The organism is Massilia consociata, assembly GCF_042432755.1.
Lineage (GTDB): Bacteria > Pseudomonadota > Gammaproteobacteria > Burkholderiales > Burkholderiaceae_D > Telluria > Telluria consociata.
The window spans coordinates 146,340-164,825 of the sequence record NZ_JBHLWP010000004.1 but is presented as its reverse complement, the minus strand read 5'-3'; the positions used below and the strand labels follow the sequence as shown (position 1 = coordinate 164,825).

Here is an 18,486-nt window from a genome sequence, read left to right as displayed (position 1 = left end):
GGTTGTTCCTCAGTCCTTGGTCACGCGCACCAGCTCGGCGCGCGTGGTGGTGCCGTCCGCCAGCCAGCGTTCACCGTCTTCGCGCATCATCTTCATGCCCGACTTCTGGGCCGCGACACGGATCTCGGCTTCCGACGCCTGGTTGTGGATCTGGGCGCGGATTTCCTCGGTGGTCTCGAGCAGTTCGTAGACGCCGACGCGGCCGTGGTAGCCGGTATGGCCGCAGCGGTCGCAGCCCACCGCATGCCAGCCGGTTCCGTCGCTGATCTTGCAGTGCGTGCACAGCTTGCGCACCAAGCGTTGCGCCATCACGCCCAGCAAGGATGACGATAACAGGAACGGCTCGATGCCCATGTCCAGCAGGCGGGTCACGGCCGAGGCCGCGTCATTGGTGTGCAGGGTCGCCAGCACCAGGTGGCCGGTGAGCGAAGCCTGGACCGCGATCTGCGCGGTTTCCAAATCCCGGATCTCGCCGATCATGATCACGTCCGGGTCCTGGCGCAGGATCGCGCGCAGGGCCTTGGCGAAGCTCATGTCGATACGGGCATTGACCTGGGTCTGGCCGACGCCGTTGAGGTCGTATTCGATCGGGTCTTCCACCGTCATGATGTTGGTGGTGGACGCGTTCAGGCGCGACAGCGCGGCGTACAGCGTGGTCGTTTTACCCGAACCGGTCGGGCCGGTGACGAGCACGATGCCGTGCGGCTGGTTGATCAGGCGGTCGAACTGCGGCAGCATGTCCGGGCTCATGCCCAGGTGGCTCAGGTCGAGGCGGCCGGCTTCCTTGTCGAGCAGACGCAGCACGGCGCGCTCGCCGTGGCCGGTCGGCAGGGTCGAGACGCGCACGTCGACCGGCTTGCCGCCGATGCGCAGCGTGATGCGGCCGTCCTGCGGCAGGCGCTTCTCGGCGATGTCGAGCTGCGACATGATCTTGATACGCGAGATCAGCGAGGCGTGGATCGCCTTTTTCGGGCGCACGATGTCGCGCAGCGCGCCGTCGACGCGAAAGCGCACGACCGAGGTCTGCTCGAACGGCTCGATGTGGATGTCGGAGGCGCCTTCGCGCAGCGACTGGGTCAGCAGCGCATTGATCATGCGGATGACGGGCGCGTCGTCGGACGACTCCAGCAGGTCTTCGATGGCCGGCACGTCCTGCAGCAGCCTGGTGAGGTCGAGGTCGGCATCGAACTCGTCCACCACCTGCGAGGCGTCGCCGCCGGCGCCGGCATAGGCCTTGGCGATGGCGTCGTCGAGCTCGCCGCGTTCGAGGCGGCGCAGGGTGATGCGGCCGAAGCGGCGCGAGACCTCCGCGATGGCGGCGGGCGCGGTGGCGCCGGACACCAGCACCTCGACGGCCTGGCCCGGTTCGTCCCCGCCGCGCGCCAGCACGCCGTGGTCACGGGCGAAGGCGAAAGGCAACAGATTGTTCATGTTTACATCACTTCTGGTTCGATGGCGTCACCGGCCGGAATTGGGAGGCGGGCTGCGCTTGCTGGCCCTGCTGCGGCAGCGCCTGGCCGCTGGCCGCGCCCGGCGCGCCGCCTGCAGCCGGAGGCGTCTGCGCCGGCATGGTCGCCATGGCGCCGCCGGTGGGCGGCTGGCCGTTCGTCAGCGGCGGCAGCAGCGGCGCGCCGAGGTTGCGCATCAGCACCGAGTCTTCCTGCGTCTGGCCGGCGGCGCCGACGGCGCGCATGTATTCGTAACGGTCCATGGCCAGCGAATTCGACGCTTCCTTGCTGCGCACGACAACCGGGCGCAGGAACACCATCAGGTTGGTCTTGGTCCTGGTACGGCTGCGGTACTTGAACAGGTTGCCCAGCACCGGGATGTCGCCCAGGCCGCGTACTTTCTCTTCGCCATCGCCCTCGGTGTCTTCGATGAGGCCGCCGAGCACGATGATCTGGCCGTCGTCGGCCAGCACGTTGCTTTCGATCGCCCGCACGTTGGTCGTCACGCCCGACGACAGGGTACGGGTGGAGGTGTCGACGCTCGAGTTCTCGTGGTAGATCGCCATCTTGATGGTACCCCCTTCCGAGATCTGCGGGCGCACCTTGAGCAGCAGGCCCACGTCCTTGCGGTCGATCGTCTGGAACGGGTTCGAGCTGCCGCTGGTACCGGTGGTGAAGGAACCGGTGATGATCGGCACGTTCTGGCCGACCTTGATCGTCGCCAGTTCGTTGTCCAGCGTGATCATGTTCGGCGTGGACAAGATGTTGGCGTTGCCGTCGTTTTCAAGGAAGCGCGCGATTGCGCCCAAGCCGAGTTCGCCACCAACCTGGCGGAACAGGCCGATCGACAGGCCGCCCGGCAGGCTCGGAATCGAATCGCCACCCAGGCCGGTGCGGGCGGCGGCGGCCAGGTTGACGATGTTGCTGCCGCCGTTGCTGGCAAAGGATTGCAGGCCGCCGACGCGGTACCTGCTGTCCGAGTCGCCGCTGGCGCCGATCCACTGTACGCCGAACTCCGACGCTTTATTGGAGGTCACTTCCACCACCAGCGCCTCGATGTAGACCTGGGCGCGGCGCACGTCGAGCTGGTCGATGACGTTGCGCAGGTTGCGGTACACCGCGTCCGGCGCGGTGATGATCAGGCTGTTGGTCGAGGCGTCGGCCTGGATGAAGCCGGAACCCTGGCCGCCGCCGGCGCCGCCCGCGGTGAGCTGGCTCTGCTGGCCGAAGGTGTTGCCGGTGCCGGCCATGCCGACGCTGCTCTGCTGGCCCTGCTGGCCGCCGAGCCCGCCCTGGCCGCCGCCGCCGGTGGTGCTGCCGGCCTGGATCGAGCCGCCCGACGTGCCCTGCTGCTGCACCGGCACCGCCGAGGCATCCTGCGACACCACCGCGCGCAGGGTCTGGGCCACGCGGCTGGCGTCGGCGTTCTTCAGGTACACGACATGGATATTGCCCTGCGTGGAAGTCTGCTGGTCGAGGCGCGCGATCAGCGACTTGGCCAGGTTGGCGCGCGCCTGCGAGGGCGCGCGGATCACGACCGAATTGGTGCGCGGGTCGGCCAGCACGGTGACGCGCCCCGAGTCGCCGCCGGCGCTCGGCTCCATCAGGCGGGTGACGAGCGTCGCCACGTCGGAAGCAATGGCGTTGCGGATCGGGATCACGTCGAGGTCGGCCGCCACCGGCGTGTCGAGCGCGGCGATGATTCTGGCCAGGCGGCGCAGGTTGTCGGCGTAGTCGGTGATGACCAGGGTGTTGTTGCCCGGGTTCGCCATGATGGAATTGTTCGGCGAAATCAGGGGACGCAGCACGGCGGTGAGATTCGCCGCCGACTCGTAGGACAGATAAAACACCTGGGTAGCGATCTGGTCGCCGGTGGCCTTGCTGGCGCGCACGCCGCCGACCTGGGTCGGCGACGACTGCGCCTTGGCTTCGGCTTCCGGCACCACCTTGGCGTAGCCGTCGCCGCTGGTCACCACGGCGTAGCCCTGCAGGCGCAGGGTCGAGGTGAGCAGACCGAAGGCCTGGGTCTTGGTCAGCGATTTTTCCGACACCAGCGTGATGGTGCCTTTGACGCGCGGGTCGATGATGAAGGTCATGCCGGTGTAGTGGCCGATCGCCTTGATCACCGATTCGATGTCGGCGTTGACGAAGCTCAGCGCCGCGGCGTTCGCACTGTCCTGGGCCCAGGCCGGGGCCGGCGGCACGGCGAACGTTGCCGCGCAGCACAGCATGGCGCCGGCTGCGATGCGGCGCAGCGACGGGATGGCACCTCGGAAAACCTGCTGCGCGTTGCAGTGCCAGCCTGCGATGCTCACTGTACTACTCGTACAGTTGCGCTTCTCGGCCGGCACTGCTGCCGCTCGCAACGGTTTTTCGAGGTGCCCTTCGGCGGTGGTACGGGTCAATGTTTTCATTATTTGAACTCGAGTGCGATTATGTTCTTGCCGTTCACCATGCGGCGCTGGCCGATCAGGTTGAGCATGTTACCCAGCGTGTCTTCGTATCCTTCGGCGGCCGACGCCTGGCCGGAAAAGCGCAGCCGGCCGTTTTGCAGCATACCCGAGCCCGACAGTAAAAGCGCACCGCGCACGGTACGCAGGTTCAGGTCGGCCTGGTTGCCGCGCCAATCGAATGCCATTTCATAACTGCCCAGCGGTTTGATGGGCGACATGCGCGAGCCCATGTCGGTCATCAACAGTACCGTGCGGCCCTGCACCGCCACCGTGTTCGGCTGGCGCAGCAGGTCGAGCGTGTTCCACACCAGCCGGATGGTGCCGGACGGCGCCAGCGTGTTGAGCGGCGCACCCAGGCCGGCCAGGCCTTCGGCCGGCAGCAACAGTTCGCCGCTGCTCACCTGCCATTGCGACCAGCTGCCTTCGATGCGTACCGGGCGCAACAGCGCTTCGGGATTTTCCAGCGTCATGCTGACCGAGCCGAACAGCACCAGCGGCGACAGGCGCCACGCGAAGCGTCCCGGCAGCAGCGGCGTCACCGCCCCGCCCTCGCCCGGCGCACCGCCCACAAAGGCTGAGCCGTTCCAGAGCGTACCTTGCGCATCCCCCAGAGTCAAACGGCCGCCGGTCTGCTGTTCGACCATCGGTCCGAGCCAGGAAGCGGGCAGGAAGGCGAGCACGGTGACGAGCACGGCCAGGACGGTCGGCACCAGCCACAGGAGCACCCGCCTCATTGGGCCTGGCCAATCGTCTGGTGCAGCGTCAGCGTGGCATCGACCTGTCCCACCGCGGCCTGCGCGGTGAAGGCGGCGTCCTGCACCTGGATCCGGTTCTCGCGGCGCTGCATATCGAGCCAGGACACCAGGTTGGCGAAGGACACGCCGTTGAACTGGACCTTGGCATATTCGCCGGTCATGGTCAGCGAGCCCGGCGTGAGGCCGCGCTGGGCCATGCTGGCGGTGAGGCCTTCGCGCGTCATGGGCGCAGGCGTCGGGGCCGGGTTGGCGGCCAGGGTCTGGGCCTCGGCGGCCAGCGTCTGCAGCTGGGCGGCCTGCTGGCGCAGCTCCGGCAGCGAGCGGCGCAGCTGCTCGCGTCCCTCGAGCGCCGGCGCCAGCAGCAGCGCGTACACCAGCGAGACCAGGACGACGATGCCGCCGATCGTCAGGAACTTGCGTTCCTGGTCGGTGCGCGCCAGCCAATAGGCGAGCGCGCGTTCACGGAGTGCGCCGAACTGCGCGCCGAATTGTGCTGCTGCTTTCATCGCGGGGCTCCAGTGGCGAGTCCTGTACTGCGGATGACCCAGGTGGCGGGCGCCGTTTCTTCCATGCTCAGGTTGCGCGCGCTCAAGGCGGTGCGCAGCTGGCTCGTGGAAGCGGGATCAACCGTATCGGGTTTGACGCGCACCGTGAGGACGCGTTCCCGGAACTCCATTGATGCAATGCCGGGTGGACGTCCGAGGCCGCGCATCGCTTCGCCGAGCACGCCGGCCATCCAGCCGAACTCGTCCGGACTGATTTGCCCGCCGGCAGCCTTGGCGCGGGCGAGGTTCTGGCGCATCTGCGCCACCGGATCGATCACCGGCTGGTTCGGGTAGGCGCTGCGGAAGGTCTGCGCCATGCCCTGGCGCACCGCGTCGGCTTCGCGCTTGAGGCGCAGCCATTCGATGTTGACGCCGATGATGTTCACCACGATCGCGGCGATGGCAAGGCGGATCGGCCAGCGCCAGCGGCTCCAGTCGCGCTGGGCGACGCCGGCCGTGCCCAGGCCCGGCACGAGGTCGAGCGTGCTGCTTTTCGCACCAAGAATCCAGTGTGCCCAGTCATCGCTTTCCAGGGTGATGCCGGGGCCGGCTTCGGCCAGCAGCGCCCCATACTCGCCCAGCTGTTCGCGCGGCACGTACAGCACCAGCGGCGCGTCGCCGGAGAGCGCGCGCGCCGTCTGCAGCGCCACCGAGGGGTTGCCGTCGAGCGCCAGGCCGATGCCTTCGTACTGGCTCTGGCGCAGCAGCAGCTCGCCGCCGCCGATGGCGGCGCTGACGCTGCCCGGCTGCAGGGGCAGGCACAGCTGCAACGGCATGGCGGCGACGGCGCGCGCCCCCATGCCGAGCAGGGTCTTGACCAGGGGCTCGAGCCAGTCGCGCTGGACCACGGCAACCGGACGGCGGCCATCGGGCAGCGCGGGGCCGGCCACCAGCACGCAGTCGAGCGGGTCGCCCAGGATATGTTCTTCGACCAGGGCCGGCAGCGCCGCGCGCAGGCGCGCGCCGGTCAGCGGCGGTGCCTGCACGGCCAGCAGCGTGACGTCGGCGCCGGCCAGCAGCAGCACCACGCGGCGGCTGGCGGCGACCGCGTCGCCCAGGTTGCGCAGCGGGCCTTCGCCCTGCTGCTCGATGGCCCCACCCTCGGCGACCACCGCAAAGCGGCACAGGGCATGCTCACCCTCGGCCCTGGCCGGGTGCCGGATATAAAGAGTAGTCAAACTGTCTCGCTTTCTTCTAGTTCTGGCGGGTCCAGATTACTTTCGTGCCACCCCCGGGAACGACGCCGCTTGCCCGTTGGATCAAGGATTCTGCATTCAATGCCGCGCGGTCGAGCCGGATCCGGCTCTGCACCACAAACCAGTTACTTTTTACGTCCACCGCCTGGTTGCTGACCTGGTCACCGTTCGTGACCTGGCTCTGAAAATACGTCAGCTCGCGCCAGGGCGCGGTCCTGCGCCGCGCCACCAGGTTGGTCGCCTCGGACATCGACATCTGCGGCACCAGCGCCGCCAGCAGTTCGGCCGGCGCGGTGTTGACGTTGATCGTCGTCGGCGCGTCCGTCACCGGCAGCACGATCAGGAACGGCCGCAGCCGCGCCATGATCTCCGGCGTGACGCCCTGCACCGCCAGCAGATCGTCCACCCGCAGCACCGGGACCGGCACCCCGGTCGTGGGCGGCAGCGGCGGAATGCCGACATTCGGCTGCCCTCCCCCCCCTGCCGGCGGTGGATTGTTCGGGTCCGGCGGCTGCACCTGCTGCCCCTGGGCGACGAACTGGGCAATGCGCAGCGCCAGGCGTCCGTCCATGCGCAGGTGGTTCAGCAGGCGCCCGAAGATCTCGAGCTGCAAGGGATCGATTTCCCGGTTGCGCGCCAGGTTGCCGAGATTGTAGCGCGACGTTGCGTCAACAATATTACCGGACAGTGAAGCGTCGAAGGTTTCTCCTTCGACCCGCTCGCGCTCGATGTACTGGTCGAGCCGGGTCTCGGCCAGCGGCGTGGCCCAGACCTGGTCGAGCGAGGTGTACTGCGAGGTGTAGGCGTCCTGGCGCAGCACCAGGCTGGCCCAGTCGAGGGCGCCGCGCAGGATCCACTTGGTCTGCAGGTGCAGGCGCTGGTTTTCCATGGTGCGCACCTGCACCTGCTGCTGCCAGAACAGGCTGGCGACGATCGTGATGGCAAGCGTGGTCAGCAGCAGGGCCGTGACGACCGCGACGCCGCGCTGGCGGCGCAGGCGCATCGGGCGCAGCCGGTGTAGCGGGCGCGCCATCAGGTTCCCCCCAGCAGGAAGGACTTGACCATCGGCGCGGCCAGGCCCTGCGCCGTCAGGCCGACCTGGATGCCGCTGGGATCCTCGGGCTGGGCGCCTTCGACGGGCGGCACCCGCTCGTTCTGCCAAGCATTGTTCTGCCAGGCCTGGATCTGCATCGCGGCCACCCCGGTCTGCAGCACCACCGGGGGCGCCGACTGCGAGGGGGCATCGCTGCCCATTGCCTGCCACAGCGCCTCGAGCTGCACCAGGTCGCGCGTGCCGATCGATTCGCGCCGCACCAGGGTGCCGCCTGCGACGCGGTAGGACACCACGGCCAGTTGCGAGGGCTCGTTTTCGTTGTAGACCTTGCGCACCAGGGTGAGGCGGTCGTCGTCCCACAGCAGGTTGGCGCGCCGGCCGATGATCTCGCGTCCGGCCAGGTGCTCGCAGTCGCTCTGCATCTGGGCAAAGGCGAGCTGCATGCCGCGCGTGACCGCCATCTGCTCGGTCAGCGCAATGCGGGCGCGCACGATGCCGTCCAGCCCGCGCCAGCCGAGCACGGCCAGGATGGCGAGGATGCTGATCGCCACCAGCAGTTCGACCAGGGTGAAGCCGGCGCGCCGCCTGGTGGCCGCATGCGTGGCCGGCTGCGCGATCGGGTGCGTGCTTGCGTTCATATCCGGGATGGCCTCAACACGAGCTGGACCAGTTTGACGATGCGCTGCTCCGGGCGTTCGGCCTCATACACCGATACTTCGATGCGGCGCAATTGCGGATTCGGGCTGGTCAGCACCTCTTCCTCGCAAATCAGGTTGAGGTCGCCTTGGGCGCAGGGAAAATTACGCTTGCCCACTTCCGGGAATTCGCGGCCGAGGCGGATCTGCACCAGCCGGTTCTCGGCCGACCAGGTCGCCATCATCGACGCGCGCAGGCCGGCGCTGTTGGAGGTCAGGCTGCCCACCGCGCGCAGGCCGGCGCCGAGGGCGGTGCCGACGATGACGAGCGCAACCAGCACTTCGAGCAGGGTAAACCCCGATGGCCGGGACAAGCCCGATGCTCCCGGATGGCAGCGGCGTCTGCTCATGCGGCGCTCATTCGACCGTGAAATGGCCGACGCCGTCGGCGCGGATCGCGACCGCATTGCCGCCGGTGGCGAGCGTCAGCACGAAGGGTTTGTCGACCGGCTCGCGCCCGAAGACCACGCGCAGCGCGTTCTGGTTGACGCCGCTGTTGGGCTCGAGCACGAGTTGCAGGGGAGCATTACGGAAAGTGCGCTCACGCAGCAGGTCGTCGCGCGTGACCGGTTCCCAGCCGGTATCGTTGCGCACCACGAAGCGGTAGCGTTCCGGACTGGCCTCGAAGGCGACCTGGCGGTTGCGCACGATGGCTTCGTCGCGCGCCAGCTGCAGCAGCAGGGCCAGGCGCTGGGCCTCCTGCTGCAGGTCCTGGCGCGGCGAGGGAATGGCGTTGAGCGAAGCGAGTCCCAGCGTGATGCCGATGATGACCATCACGACCAGCAGCTCCACCAGCGTGAAGCCGCTCGGCTTGCGCAGGGCGCCGCGGGCCCGCATGGGAAGACCTTACTCCCAGGACCCGACGTCGGCATCCTCGCCGGTGCCGCCGGGCTGGCCGTCGGCGCCCAGCGAGAACACGTCCACTTCGCCGTGGATGCCCGGCGACAGGTACTGGTACGGGTTGCCCCACGGGTCCTTCGGCAGCTTCTCGATGTAGCCGCCGGCCTTCCAGCCATTGGCCGCAGGGCCCGAGGTCGGCTTGGTGATGAGGGCCTGCAGGCCCTGCTCGGTGCTCGGATAGCGCTGGTTGTCCAGTTTATACAGCTTGAGTGCCTGCATCATGGTGGCGATGTCGACCTTGGCGGCGGTCACGCGCGACTCGCCGGTGCGGCCCAGCAGTTTCGGCACGACCAGGGCGCCGAGGATGCCGATGATGACCACCACGACCATGATCTCGACCAGGGTGAAACCGCGTGCGCGGCGCTGCTTACGTTGTGAATCAATGTGCATAGATAATCTTTGTAAGGAGGTCGGTGGAGACAATACAGTATAAGGCCACATCCGGCCACGGGCTACCACGTGCACGGGAGAAATTGTGCAGCGAGCCCGCTTTCCCACCCCTTTTAATCTTCGCTTAAAAAGGTTTTATTCGTGTGACATGGCGCATGTGGCAACGCGCGCGGCGCAAACCGGGCAGGACGGGTTGCGGCCCACGCCGATGCCGGTCCATTCCATGGTACGGCCGTCGAGCAGCAGCAGGCGCCCGGTGAGCGGCTGGCCGATGCCGGCTACCAGTTTCATGGCTTCAGCCGCCTGCATGGCGCCGACGACGCCGACCAGCGGGGCGAACACGCCCATGGTGCTGCAGGCCACGTCCTCGAAATGGCTGTCTTCGGGGAACAGGCAGGCATAGCACGGCGCCGCCGCGTCCCTGGTGTCGAACACCGAGAGCTGGCCGTCGAAGCGGATCACGGCGCCGGAAACCAGCGGTTTGCCTTCCGCCACGCAGGCGCGGTTGACGGCGTGGCGGGTGGCGAAGTTGTCGCTGCAATCCAATACGACCGTGGCATCGCGCACCAGTTCCCGCAAGCGCTCTCCGGCGGCGCGCTCGACCAGGGCACGGACCTCGACCTCGGGGTTGATGGCGAGCAGGGTCTCGCGGCCGGACGCGGCCTTGGGCTGGCCGACACGGGCGGTGGTGTGCATCACCTGGCGCTGCAGGTTGGTCAAATCGACCTCATCGTCGTCGACCAGGGTGATGCGGCCGATGCCGCCGGACGCCAGGTACAGCGCCGCGGGCGAGCCGAGGCCGCCGGCGCCGATCACCAGGGCGTGCGCGTCGAGCAGGCGCTGCTGGCCTTCGATGCCGACCTCGTCGAGCAGGATGTGGCGGGAGTAGCGCAGGAGTTGGGTGTCGTCCATCGGGATCAGGTATGCGGCGAACGTCGAATTGGGTCCCCGCCTGCGCGGGGACGACGTCTTTTTTGCAGGCAGCCAAGGGGGGAGGGCATCACAGCGCACTCTCGGACAACGTCGTTCCCGCGCAGGCGCGAACGCAATCTCCTCGAGCAGCGTCAGCGCGTGCTTACTTCTTCGCCGGCGCCTTGATCTCCGGCGGCTTGGTCTCCGTCCCCGGCAGTGTTTTCGGCGCCGCCGGCTTCGCTGCTTCCGGCTCGGACTTGGCCAGCTGTACCGGCTGCCCCTTGAAATGGTTGAGCGCCTGCGCCAGCTGGAAGTCGTCCTTGCTGCCGTAGTCGAGCGGCTTGCGGTCCTTCAGCTGGGCGATGGCGCGCTGCTGCGCTTCCAGCGCCTCTTTCTGGTCCCGCACGGCCTTGCTTTGCTCGCCTTCGCTTGCCAGGTGGCGTTGCAGGTCCGCCTCGCGCACGCGCAGCACGGCCAGGGCGTCGCCCTCGGCGGTCTCGTCCACGCGCATGTCGGGCACGATGCCGGTGGCCTGGATCGGCCGGCCCTTCGGGGTGTAGTAGCGCGCCGTGGTCAGCTTCACCGCGGTGTCGGGCGAGAGCTGGCGCAGGGTCTGCACCGAGCCCTTGCCGAAGGTCTGGCTGCCCATGACGATGGCGCGCTTGTAGTCCTGCAGGGCGCCGGCGACGATCTCGGAAGCCGAGGCCGAGCCGCCATTGACCAGCACCACCATCGGCACCGTCTTGAGCGCTGCCGGCAGGCCGGCCAGCGGGTCCGGGCCGCGCTGGGCATAGAACTCGCGGCGGCCATAAAACTGCTGGTTCGATTCCGGCAATTGCCCCTTGGTCGAGACGATCACCTGTTCCGGGTTCGGCAGGAAGGCCGCCGACACCCCGATCGCGCCGGGCAGCAGGCCGCCCGGGTCGTTGCGCAGGTCGAGCACCAGGCCCTTGATGTTCGGGTCTTCCGCGTACAGCGCCTTGGCCTTCTTGGCCAGCTCTTCGACCGTGTTTTCCTGGAACTGGCTCACGCGCAGCCAGGCGTAGCCCGGCTCGACCATTTTCGCCTTGACGCTCTGCACCACGATTTCCTCGCGCAGCACCGGCACCACCCACGGCCGGTCTTCGCCGCGGCGCGCGATGGTCAATGTCACCTTGCTGCCGGCTTTGCCGCGCATGCGCTTGATCGCTTCGTCGAGCGACATGTTGCGCACCGGGACGTTGTCGATGCGGGTGATCAGGTCACCCGACTTGATGCCGGCCTTGTGCGCCGGAGAATCCTCGATCGGGGCGACGATCTTGACGTAACCGTCTTCGCTCGCCACTTCGATACCGACGCCGACGAACTTGCCCTGCACCGCTTCCTTCATTTCGCGGAAGGCCTTCTGGTCGAGGTAAGTGGAATGCGGGTCGAGCGAGGAGACCATGCCGCCGATGGCTTCGGACAGCAGTTTCTTGTCCTCGACCGGCTCGACGTAGTCGGTCTTGATGAGGCCATACACGTCGGCCAGCTGGCGCAGCTCGTCGAGCGGCAAGGGCGAATCGACGCCCTTCTGTGCATGGGCCGACAGCTGGAAGGTGGCGGCCACGCCGGCCACCATGCCCAGCCCGATCAGCCCGAGATTCTTCGCTTTGCCCATCGTCTTGTTCATCCTTCCCTAGAATTTGACCCAGCTTGCCGGGTCGAAGGCCTTGCCGCGATGCCTGAGCTCAAAGTATAGCCCCGATTCCTCGTTGCCACCGGTGTTGCCCGCGCTCGCAATCGGATCGCCGGCACGCACCATGTCGCCCGGCCGTTTCAATAGCGCCGAGTTGTTTCCATAGATCGACAGGTACTCGCCGCCGTGGTCGATGATGATCAGGTTGCCGAAGCCGCGCATCCAGTCCGCGTGCACGACGCGGCCGGCGCCGACGGCGCGGATCTCGGTGCCCTCGGCCGCCCTGATGAACATGCCCTTCCAGGTCGGCCCCTCGCCGCGGCGGGCGCCGAAACGGGCCGCGATGGTACCGCTCACCGGCGCGCTCAGGCGCCCGCGCAGGCTGGCAAACGCGCCTGACGGCGCGGCCGGCGCCAGCGTCACTTCGGGCGGCGGCGGCGCCGTCGGTTTCTCGGCCGGCCTGGGCTGCTCGACGATCCGTGGCGGTTCCGGTTCCGGCTCCGGCTTCACGCCGGGCTTGGCGTTCTGGCGCGCGATGCGCTCGCGCTCGGCCTTCTCGGCGGCGGCCTTGGCGCGCGCCAGGGCGCGTGCCCTTTCTTCGGCTTCCGCCTTGGCTTTCGCCGCGGCCAGGGCAGCCTGGCGGCGCTGCTCGGCTTCGGCCTGCTCGCGGATCAGGCGCGTCAGGCGGTCCACCAGGCCGCCCAGGCGCTGCTCGTCGCGCTGCAGGCGGTCGACCTGCTTGCGCTGGTCGACCAGCCGGGTCGACAGGTTCTGCAGCAGGGCCGCGCGCTTGGCCTTTTCCTGTTCCAGCAGATCCTTCTGCTGGCGCTGCTCGGCGGCGATTTCCTGCAATTCCAGCTGGGCGTTCTCGACCTTGTCGCGATTGGCCTCGACCTGCGCCAGGTTCGCGCGCAGCGAGGCCAGCAAACGGGCCTGCGCCTGCGAGACGTAGGCCATCATTTGCAGGTCGCGGTTGATGCGGTTCGGATTGTCGCCGGAGAGCAGCAGCTTGATCCGGTCTTCGTTGCCAGCCACGTAGTGCTCGCGCAGCAGTTCCGACAATTGTTTCTTTTGATTAACAATTGTTTGTCCCAGGCGCTCGCCTTCGGTCGACAGCTCGTGCAGGCGGGTGCTGGTGGCATCCTGCTCCTCGGCCAGGTCGCGCAAGGCGCGGTTGGCGTCGGAGATGGCGGCTTCGGACGCCGCCAGCTCGTCGGCGGCGTCTTCCTTCTCGCTCTCGGTACGGGCGATGTCGCGCTTGATGGCTTCCAATCGTTGCTGGATACCGGCGCGCTGCTTCTCCGCGGTCGCCTTCTGGCGGCTGCGTTCGGTCTGGCGTTGGGCAAAAGCGGAATCGGACAGCGCGAAGGCCAGCAGCGCACAGATGAGCGCGCTGCCGGCCGACTTCGTGAATGGCAAACGCAAGACTTACTTCGCCTTCCCTTGGTTGGCGACGGCGGCCATGGCGGCGGCGATCGCTTCCTGGTCGCCCAGGTAATAATGCTTGATCGGCTTCAGGTCGGCGTCCAGCTCATACACCAACGGCTGTCCGTTCGGGATGTTCAGGCCGACGATGTCGGTGTCGCTGATGTTGTCGAGCATCTTGATGATGGCGCGCAGGCTGTTGCCGTGGGCCGAGATCAGGATGTTCTTGCCCGCGCGAATTTGCGGAGCGATTTCCTCGTCCCAGGCCGGCATCACGCGCGCGACGGTGTCCTTCAGGCACTCGGTCAGCGGGATCTGCGTCTTGTCGAGGCCGGCATAGCGCGGGTCGTTGAACGAGGTGCGCTCGTCGCCGTCTTCGAGCGCCGGCGGCGGGGTGTCGTAGCTGCGGCGCCAGACCAGGACCTGCTCGTCGCCGAACTTTGCCGCCGTCTCGGCCTTGTCCAGGCCCTGCAGGGCGCCGTAGTGGCGCTCGTTCAGGCGCCAGTCGTTCTTGATCGGCAGGTACATCATGTCCATCTCGTCCAGCGCCAGCCACAGGGTGCGGATCGCCCGCTTGAGCACCGACGTGTAAGCCACGTCAAACGTGAAACCGGCTTCCTTCAGCACGCGGCCGGCGGTCCTGGCCTCGTTGATGCCCTTCTCCGTCAGGTCGACGTCGGTCCAGCCGGTAAAGCGGTTTTCCAGGTTCCAGGTGGATTCGCCGTGGCGCATGAATACGATTTTGTACATAAGCTCTTCTCAAGAATAAAGGTGCGATTGAAATCCGGTCCGGCATCTATTTTATAATGCGCCGATTCAGTTCAACCATTGGAAGCCTTGTGAATTTCATTCTCGATAATATCTTCGTCGTGGCGATCGCTGTGATTTCGGGCGGCGCCCTGCTCTGGCCGGCCCTGGCGCCGCGCGGTAAACGCGCCACCGCGCTGCAGGCCACGCAGATGATCAACCGCGGCAAAACCCTCGTGCTCGACGTGCGAAGCAGCGACGAGTTTGCGGCCGGCCACGTGCGCGACGCGAAAAACATCCCGCTGGCAGACTTGGGCAAGCGACTCGGCGAGCTGGAAAAGTCGAAGAACCGCACCGTGATCGTGGTGTGCCAGAACGGCGCACGCGCGGACAAGGCCGTGCGCCAGCTCCAGGCTGCCGGTTTCGAAGACGCCCACGCGCTCGAGGGCGGCCTGGCGGCCTGGCTTGCCGCCGGCCTGCCGGTAACCAAGTAACCTCTTCAGGAAGGAAGCACCATGACCGCACACGTCGTTCTGTACCACACCGCCGCCTGCCCGTACTGCGTCCGCGCCGAGCGCCTGCTCGAAGCCAAGGGCGTGACCGACATCGAACGCATCCGCGTCGACCTCGATCCGGAGCAGCGCCAGATCATGATGCAGCGCACCGGCCGCCGCACCGTGCCGCAGATCTACGTGGGCGACACCCACGTCGGCGGCTTCGACGACCTGTACGCGCTCGACCAGGCCGGCCGCCTGGATGCGCTGCTCAAGGGCGAATAAGCCCTGTCTTGACGGGCGTCCGGTCGAACTTCCCGGCCGTCGCCGCGGGGGTATTGCATCCAAATTGATTTTGATACAATTGCCGTCGCGTTTGACCAAAGTACCGGGACGGCGCGCCCGTCCACCTCCTTATTAGAAAGCGTTCCATGTCCGACGAAAACCTGCAACCAGTATTCCAAATCCAACGCGTCTACCTGAAAGACATGTCGCTGGAACAACCGAATTCCCCGTCGATCTTCCTCGAGCAGGAAGCACCGACCATCGAAGTGTCGCTGGATGTCGGCGCCGAAGGCATCGCCGATGGCATCTACGAAGCCACCGTGACCATCACCGTCACTGCCAAGGTCAAGGACAAGGTCGCTTTCCTGGTCGAAGGCAAGCAGGCTGGCATCTTCGAAGCCCGCAACATCCCGGCTGACCAGATGGATCCGCTGCTGGGCATCGGCTGCCCGAACATCATCTACCCGTACCTGCGCGCCAACATCGCTGACGTGATCAGCCGTGCCGGCTTCCCGCCGGTGCACCTGGCCGAGATCAACTTCGAAGCCTTCTACCAGCAGCGCGCCCAGGCAATGGCCCAGGCTGCTGCAGCGCCGGCACAATAAGCCAGCGACCCAGTCGTTCCCTCGCGGGCATCGCAGCGCGGTGCCCGTGCCTGCCTTCCGGCGTCCCGGTTCACCCGCGGTTGTCCCGTAGGTACGCCCCGCGGTCTTATTCGTCAGGTGGCCCGCCATGATTCCATCCCGTCTCCTTGCAAGCGTGCTCCTCGTGGCAGCACCGGCAGCGTTTGCCTTCGACTTCAAGAGCGTCGGCCCGGCCCCGGTGATCCTGTACGACACCCCCACCAGCAAGGGCGCCAAGCTGTACGTTGCGCCGAGCGGCATGCCGCTGCAGGTGATGCTGAGCTACGGCGACTGGGTCAAGGTGCGCGACATGAACGGCGAGGTGGCGTGGACCCCGGCCAAGGGCCTGAGCGCGCGCCGCAGCGTTGTCGTGCGCACCCCCGGGGCCAAGGTCTTTGCCGGGCCGGATGACACGTCGCAGGTCCTGATGACGGCCGATAAGGGCGTCATGCTCGAACTGGTCGATCCGACCGCCCTGGCCTGGGTGCGCGTGCGCCACCGCGACGGCATCCTCGGCTTCATGCGGTCCAACGACGTCTGGGGTTTGTGAAACCGGCCCCCTGATTCAGGCTGAAAGCATGCAACAAGACAAAACACCATCGAAGATTACCGTCCTGGGCGCCGGCGCCTGGGGCACCGCCGTGGCCATTGCACTGGCCGCCCGCCATGACGTGCTGCTGTGGGGCCGCAACCCCGTACAAATGGCCGAAACCGAACAGGCACGCGAAAACCTGCATTACCTGCCCGGCTACCCGCTGCCCGCCAGCTTGCGCGTGAGCGCCGACTTCGACGCGGCGCTGGCGCATGTGGTCGATGCGTCCGACGACCAGGCCCCGCTCCTGATCCTGGCCTGCCCGGTGGCCGGCCTGCGCCCGCTGCTGGGGCAACTGAAAGGCCGCGCGATTCCGAACGTGGTCTGGCTGTGCAAGGGCTTCGAGGCCGGTACCGGCCTGCTGCCGCACCAGGTGGTGGCGGAAGTGCTCGGCGACGCCGTGCCGGGCGCGGCGCTGTCCGGCCCCTCGTTCGCACAGGAAGTGGCGCGCGCCCTGCCCTGCGCGCTGACCGTGGCCTCGGCCTCGGAAAAGCTGCGCGAGCGCGTGGTCGCGGCCGCGCACGGCAACAACCTGCGCGTCTACTCGTGCGACGACATGGTCGGGGTGGAAGTGGGCGGCGCGGTCAAGAACGTGATGGCGATCGCCACCGGCACAGCCGACGGCCTGGGCCTGGGGCTGAACGCGCGCGCGGCCCTGATCACCCGCGGGCTGGCCGAGATCACCCGCCTCGGCGTGACCCTGGGCGCGCAGGCCGGCACCTTCATGGGCCTGGCCGGCATGGGCGACCTGATCCTCACCTGCACCGGCGACCTGTCGCGCAACCGGCGCGTCGGCCTGGCCCTGGCGCAGGGCAAGCAGCTCGACACCATCGTGACCGAACTGGGACACGTGGCAGAAGGCGTACCGTGCGCGAAGTCGGTGCGCGCGCTGGCGCGCAGGCTGGGCGTGGACATGCCGATCACCGAGGCGGTGGCGGCGGTGCTGTTCGATGGCGTGTCGGCGACGGAGATGGCGCAGCAGTTGCTGGCGCGCGATCCGAGGGATGAGTTGGCGTGAGCCGGTGGCTGCTCAGGAAAATGGGGTTCCCGCCTTCGCGGGAACGACGTTGATGAAGAGTGCGATCACGCGAACTTATCCACTATTCAGTTTGCCTTGAGACCGTCGTAGCGCCACTGGCGCCTACGACCTCCCGCGCAGGCGGGCCAATGCCGCTGGCATTATCCCGCCCAGTTCGTCGCGAACCTTAATTGCCCGACCCGCGCGGATCGTTCGTCGGCCCACCCGTGCGCACCGGCCCCAACAGGATGGTCAGCAAGGCCACCGCATCCTTGTTGGCGCGCACCGCATGCGGCTCGCCGCCGGCCAGGTACACCATCTCGTTCGGCCGCAGGATCGTGGTGCGTCCGTGCGCATCGAAGGCGATCTCTCCTTCCAGGCACAGCAGCGTCATCTCGCCTTCGACCCGGTGCTCGGGCATCGGTTTTTCTTTCGGCACGACGAGGCGGATCAATTCCATGTGCTCGGTCTTGATCAGTGCAATCGACGTGAAATGGGCGATATCGTCGTCGCCGCGCTGCAATACGATGCGCTCGCCCGAAACTGCATGTTGCAAGGCCATGTCGCCCTCCTTGGTGTGGTTCTGCCTTCAGTCCTGTTCCTGGTGATTCTCCGGCACGCTGCGCAGCCAGGTAACCAGCGCAAATGCATCCTTCATGCCGCTGGCCAGCTGCGGCACCAGCAATTCGGGCGCATTGAGCAGCAGCGGCACCTCGACCCACACGAAAAAGCTCTTGAGCTTCAGGTATTCGACCAGCGGGTGGTTCGGATCGACGCCCTTCGGCGGGCGCTGCAGCTTGTCTTCGGTCTGCAGGTCGCCGTAGGTCGTGCGGAGATGCTTATTCTTCAACATTTTGCTGAAGCCTGTCGCATCGTTGACCACGTGTTCCCGGATCGCCTTCAGGCGCGGCGCCGGCGGCAGGTACTCGCCCGCCCCGAACAGCAGGTTGCCGTTGGCTTCGATATGGAAGTAATAGGTCGGCCCGCCGGCGGCGCTGGGCCGCCGTTTATTCAGCGGCGCGATGCCTGCCGAGAAATGGGTTTTATAAGGCCGCTTGTCCTTGGCGAAGCGCACGTCGCGGTGGATGCGGAACATGGCCTTTTTCGGATCGCAGGCGGCTACCTGCTTGTCGAAGCTGCCCAATTCCTTGATCAGTTCGGTGACGACCTCGAGGAATTCCGCGCGCAGGATGTCGTAGCGCGGCTTGTTCATGATGAACCAGGGTCGGGTGTTGTTCTCGCTGAGCTCGCTTAAAAATTGCGTCAAGTCACGCAGGTGCATGGATCATCCGGGTGA

The 18,486-nt window shown here is 67.0% G+C and carries 21 protein-coding genes; 5 read left to right on the top strand and 16 right to left on the bottom strand.

The features are described from left to right. Positions 1-9: 9 nt before the first annotated feature. From gspE to gpmA, 14 genes are all read right to left on the bottom strand, one after another. Complete coding sequence (gspE, locus tag ACFFJK_RS03890) at positions 10-1,431, bottom strand: type II secretion system ATPase GspE (protein WP_379677797.1); 1,422 nt, start codon at positions 1,429-1,431, stop codon at positions 10-12. A gap of 7 nt (positions 1,432-1,438) precedes the next feature. Then, positions 1,439-3,679 carry a type II secretion system secretin GspD gene (gene gspD / locus ACFFJK_RS03885; RefSeq protein WP_379677860.1) on the bottom strand — a complete coding sequence of 747 codons (2,241 nt, stop codon included), beginning with the start codon at positions 3,677-3,679 and terminating at the stop codon, positions 1,439-1,441. A gap of 182 nt (positions 3,680-3,861) precedes the next feature. Then, positions 3,862-4,635, bottom strand: coding sequence for a type II secretion system protein N (gene gspN, locus ACFFJK_RS03880; protein WP_379677796.1), 774 nt, complete (start codon positions 4,633-4,635; stop codon positions 3,862-3,864). Beyond that, a complete protein-coding gene (locus ACFFJK_RS03875; protein ID WP_379677795.1) occupies positions 4,632-5,162 on the bottom strand; it encodes a type II secretion system protein M in 531 nt (176 codons plus the stop codon). The genes gspN and ACFFJK_RS03875 overlap by 4 nt, the downstream gene beginning before the upstream one ends. Further along, complete coding sequence (gene gspL, locus ACFFJK_RS03870) at positions 5,159-6,379, bottom strand: type II secretion system protein GspL (RefSeq protein ID WP_379677794.1); 1,221 nt, start codon at positions 6,377-6,379, stop codon at positions 5,159-5,161. Before gspL ends, ACFFJK_RS03875 begins: the two co-directional genes overlap by 4 nt. Before the next feature lie 16 nt (positions 6,380-6,395). Next, the gene (gene gspK / locus ACFFJK_RS03865; protein WP_379677793.1) at positions 6,396-7,430 is read right to left on the bottom strand and encodes a type II secretion system minor pseudopilin GspK; all 1,035 of its coding nucleotides are present in this window, start codon (positions 7,428-7,430) and stop codon (positions 6,396-6,398) included. Continuing rightward, complete coding sequence (locus ACFFJK_RS03860) at positions 7,430-8,089, bottom strand: PulJ/GspJ family protein (protein WP_379677792.1); 660 nt, start codon at positions 8,087-8,089, stop codon at positions 7,430-7,432. The genes gspK and ACFFJK_RS03860 overlap by 1 nt, the downstream gene beginning before the upstream one ends. Continuing rightward, a complete protein-coding gene (gene gspI, locus ACFFJK_RS03855) occupies positions 8,086-8,496 on the bottom strand; it encodes a type II secretion system minor pseudopilin GspI (protein ID WP_379677791.1) in 411 nt (136 codons plus the stop codon). The genes ACFFJK_RS03860 and gspI overlap by 4 nt, the downstream gene beginning before the upstream one ends. A 7-nt stretch (positions 8,497-8,503) precedes the next feature. Next, positions 8,504-8,983, bottom strand: coding sequence for a type II secretion system minor pseudopilin GspH (gspH, locus tag ACFFJK_RS03850; protein ID WP_379677790.1), 480 nt, complete (start codon positions 8,981-8,983; stop codon positions 8,504-8,506). Positions 8,984-8,992: 9 nt separating this feature from the next. Further along, positions 8,993-9,436 carry a type II secretion system major pseudopilin GspG gene (gene gspG / locus ACFFJK_RS03845; protein WP_379677789.1) on the bottom strand — a complete coding sequence of 148 codons (444 nt, stop codon included), beginning with the start codon at positions 9,434-9,436 and terminating at the stop codon, positions 8,993-8,995. Positions 9,437-9,571: 135 nt separating this feature from the next. Then, positions 9,572-10,348 (bottom strand): HesA/MoeB/ThiF family protein, encoded by a 777-nt coding sequence (locus tag ACFFJK_RS03840; RefSeq protein WP_379677788.1) that lies wholly within the window; start codon positions 10,346-10,348, stop codon positions 9,572-9,574. A 163-nt stretch (positions 10,349-10,511) separates the two neighbouring features. Further along, entirely contained in the window at positions 10,512-11,987 is a 1,476-nt protein-coding gene (locus tag ACFFJK_RS03835; protein ID WP_446686043.1) for a S41 family peptidase, read from the bottom strand. A gap of 18 nt (positions 11,988-12,005) precedes the next feature. Beyond that, entirely contained in the window at positions 12,006-13,424 is a 1,419-nt protein-coding gene (locus ACFFJK_RS03830) for a murein hydrolase activator EnvC family protein (protein ID WP_379677859.1), read from the bottom strand. Positions 13,425-13,433: 9 nt separating this feature from the next. Beyond that, a complete protein-coding gene (gene gpmA, locus ACFFJK_RS03825) occupies positions 13,434-14,180 on the bottom strand; it encodes a 2,3-diphosphoglycerate-dependent phosphoglycerate mutase (RefSeq protein WP_379677786.1) in 747 nt (248 codons plus the stop codon). A gap of 89 nt (positions 14,181-14,269) precedes the next feature. Here gpmA and ACFFJK_RS03820 point away from each other — a divergent pair, with 89 nt between their 5' ends. The 5 genes from ACFFJK_RS03820 to ACFFJK_RS03800 all read left to right on the top strand — a co-directional run bounded on the left by ACFFJK_RS03820 (position 14,270) and on the right by ACFFJK_RS03800 (position 17,189). Further along, entirely contained in the window at positions 14,270-14,671 is a 402-nt protein-coding gene (locus tag ACFFJK_RS03820; protein ID WP_379677785.1) for a rhodanese-like domain-containing protein, read from the top strand. 21 nt (positions 14,672-14,692) lie between these two features. Then, a complete protein-coding gene (gene grxC, locus ACFFJK_RS03815) occupies positions 14,693-14,956 on the top strand; it encodes a glutaredoxin 3 (RefSeq protein ID WP_379677784.1) in 264 nt (87 codons plus the stop codon). Positions 14,957-15,102: 146 nt separating this feature from the next. Continuing rightward, on the top strand, positions 15,103-15,561 hold the full coding sequence (secB, locus tag ACFFJK_RS03810) for a protein-export chaperone SecB (protein ID WP_379677783.1): 459 nt from the start codon (positions 15,103-15,105) through the stop codon (positions 15,559-15,561). Between the two features lie 127 nt (positions 15,562-15,688). Continuing rightward, complete coding sequence (locus tag ACFFJK_RS03805; protein WP_379677782.1) at positions 15,689-16,129, top strand: SH3 domain-containing protein; 441 nt, start codon at positions 15,689-15,691, stop codon at positions 16,127-16,129. Positions 16,130-16,157: 28 nt separating this feature from the next. Then, positions 16,158-17,189 (top strand): NAD(P)H-dependent glycerol-3-phosphate dehydrogenase, encoded by a 1,032-nt coding sequence (locus ACFFJK_RS03800; RefSeq protein ID WP_379677780.1) that lies wholly within the window; start codon positions 16,158-16,160, stop codon positions 17,187-17,189. Positions 17,190-17,376: 187 nt separating this feature from the next. Here the strand turns inward: ACFFJK_RS03800 and ACFFJK_RS03795 are convergent, their stop codons facing one another. Continuing rightward, entirely contained in the window at positions 17,377-17,751 is a 375-nt protein-coding gene (locus ACFFJK_RS03795) for a cupin domain-containing protein (protein ID WP_379677779.1), read from the bottom strand. Between the two features lie 27 nt (positions 17,752-17,778). Further along, complete coding sequence (locus ACFFJK_RS03790; protein ID WP_379677777.1) at positions 17,779-18,471, bottom strand: DUF2461 domain-containing protein; 693 nt, start codon at positions 18,469-18,471, stop codon at positions 17,779-17,781. Between the last annotated feature and the right edge of the window lie 15 nt (positions 18,472-18,486).

Bases quoted from the DNA above. Each gene is read 5' to 3' on its own strand.
- grxC (WP_379677784.1), top strand. From the start codon at position 14,693: ATGACCGCACACGTCGTTCTGTACCACACCGCCGCCTGCCCGTACTGC.
- ACFFJK_RS03800 (WP_379677780.1), top strand. From the start codon at position 16,158: ATGCAACAAGACAAAACACCATCGAAGATTACCGTCCTGGGCGCCGGC.
- ACFFJK_RS03805 (WP_379677782.1), top strand. From the start codon at position 15,689: ATGATTCCATCCCGTCTCCTTGCAAGCGTGCTCCTCGTGGCAGCACCG.
- ACFFJK_RS03790 (WP_379677777.1), bottom strand. From the start codon at position 18,471: ATGCACCTGCGTGACTTGACGCAATTTTTAAGCGAGCTCAGCGAGAAC.
- gspD (WP_379677860.1), bottom strand. From the start codon at position 3,679: ATGCTGTGCTGCGCGGCAACGTTCGCCGTGCCGCCGGCCCCGGCCTGG.
- gpmA (WP_379677786.1), bottom strand. From the start codon at position 14,180: ATGTACAAAATCGTATTCATGCGCCACGGCGAATCCACCTGGAACCTG.
- ACFFJK_RS03840 (WP_379677788.1), bottom strand. From the start codon at position 10,348: ATGGACGACACCCAACTCCTGCGCTACTCCCGCCACATCCTGCTCGAC.
- ACFFJK_RS03860 (WP_379677792.1), bottom strand. From the start codon at position 8,089: ATGAACGCAAGCACGCACCCGATCGCGCAGCCGGCCACGCATGCGGCC.
- ACFFJK_RS03835 (WP_446686043.1), bottom strand. From the start codon at position 11,987: ATGGGCAAAGCGAAGAATCTCGGGCTGATCGGGCTGGGCATGGTGGCC.
- ACFFJK_RS03875 (WP_379677795.1), bottom strand. From the start codon at position 5,162: ATGAAAGCAGCAGCACAATTCGGCGCGCAGTTCGGCGCACTCCGTGAA.
- gspG (WP_379677789.1), bottom strand. From the start codon at position 9,436: ATGCACATTGATTCACAACGTAAGCAGCGCCGCGCACGCGGTTTCACC.
- gspN (WP_379677796.1), bottom strand. From the start codon at position 4,635: ATGAGGCGGGTGCTCCTGTGGCTGGTGCCGACCGTCCTGGCCGTGCTC.
- gspH (WP_379677790.1), bottom strand. From the start codon at position 8,983: ATGCGGGCCCGCGGCGCCCTGCGCAAGCCGAGCGGCTTCACGCTGGTG.
- gspK (WP_379677793.1), bottom strand. From the start codon at position 7,430: ATGGCGCGCCCGCTACACCGGCTGCGCCCGATGCGCCTGCGCCGCCAG.
- gspE (WP_379677797.1), bottom strand. From the start codon at position 1,431: ATGAACAATCTGTTGCCTTTCGCCTTCGCCCGTGACCACGGCGTGCTG.
- secB (WP_379677783.1), top strand. From the start codon at position 15,103: ATGTCCGACGAAAACCTGCAACCAGTATTCCAAATCCAACGCGTCTAC.
- ACFFJK_RS03795 (WP_379677779.1), bottom strand. From the start codon at position 17,751: ATGGCCTTGCAACATGCAGTTTCGGGCGAGCGCATCGTATTGCAGCGC.
- gspI (WP_379677791.1), bottom strand. From the start codon at position 8,496: ATGAGCAGACGCCGCTGCCATCCGGGAGCATCGGGCTTGTCCCGGCCA.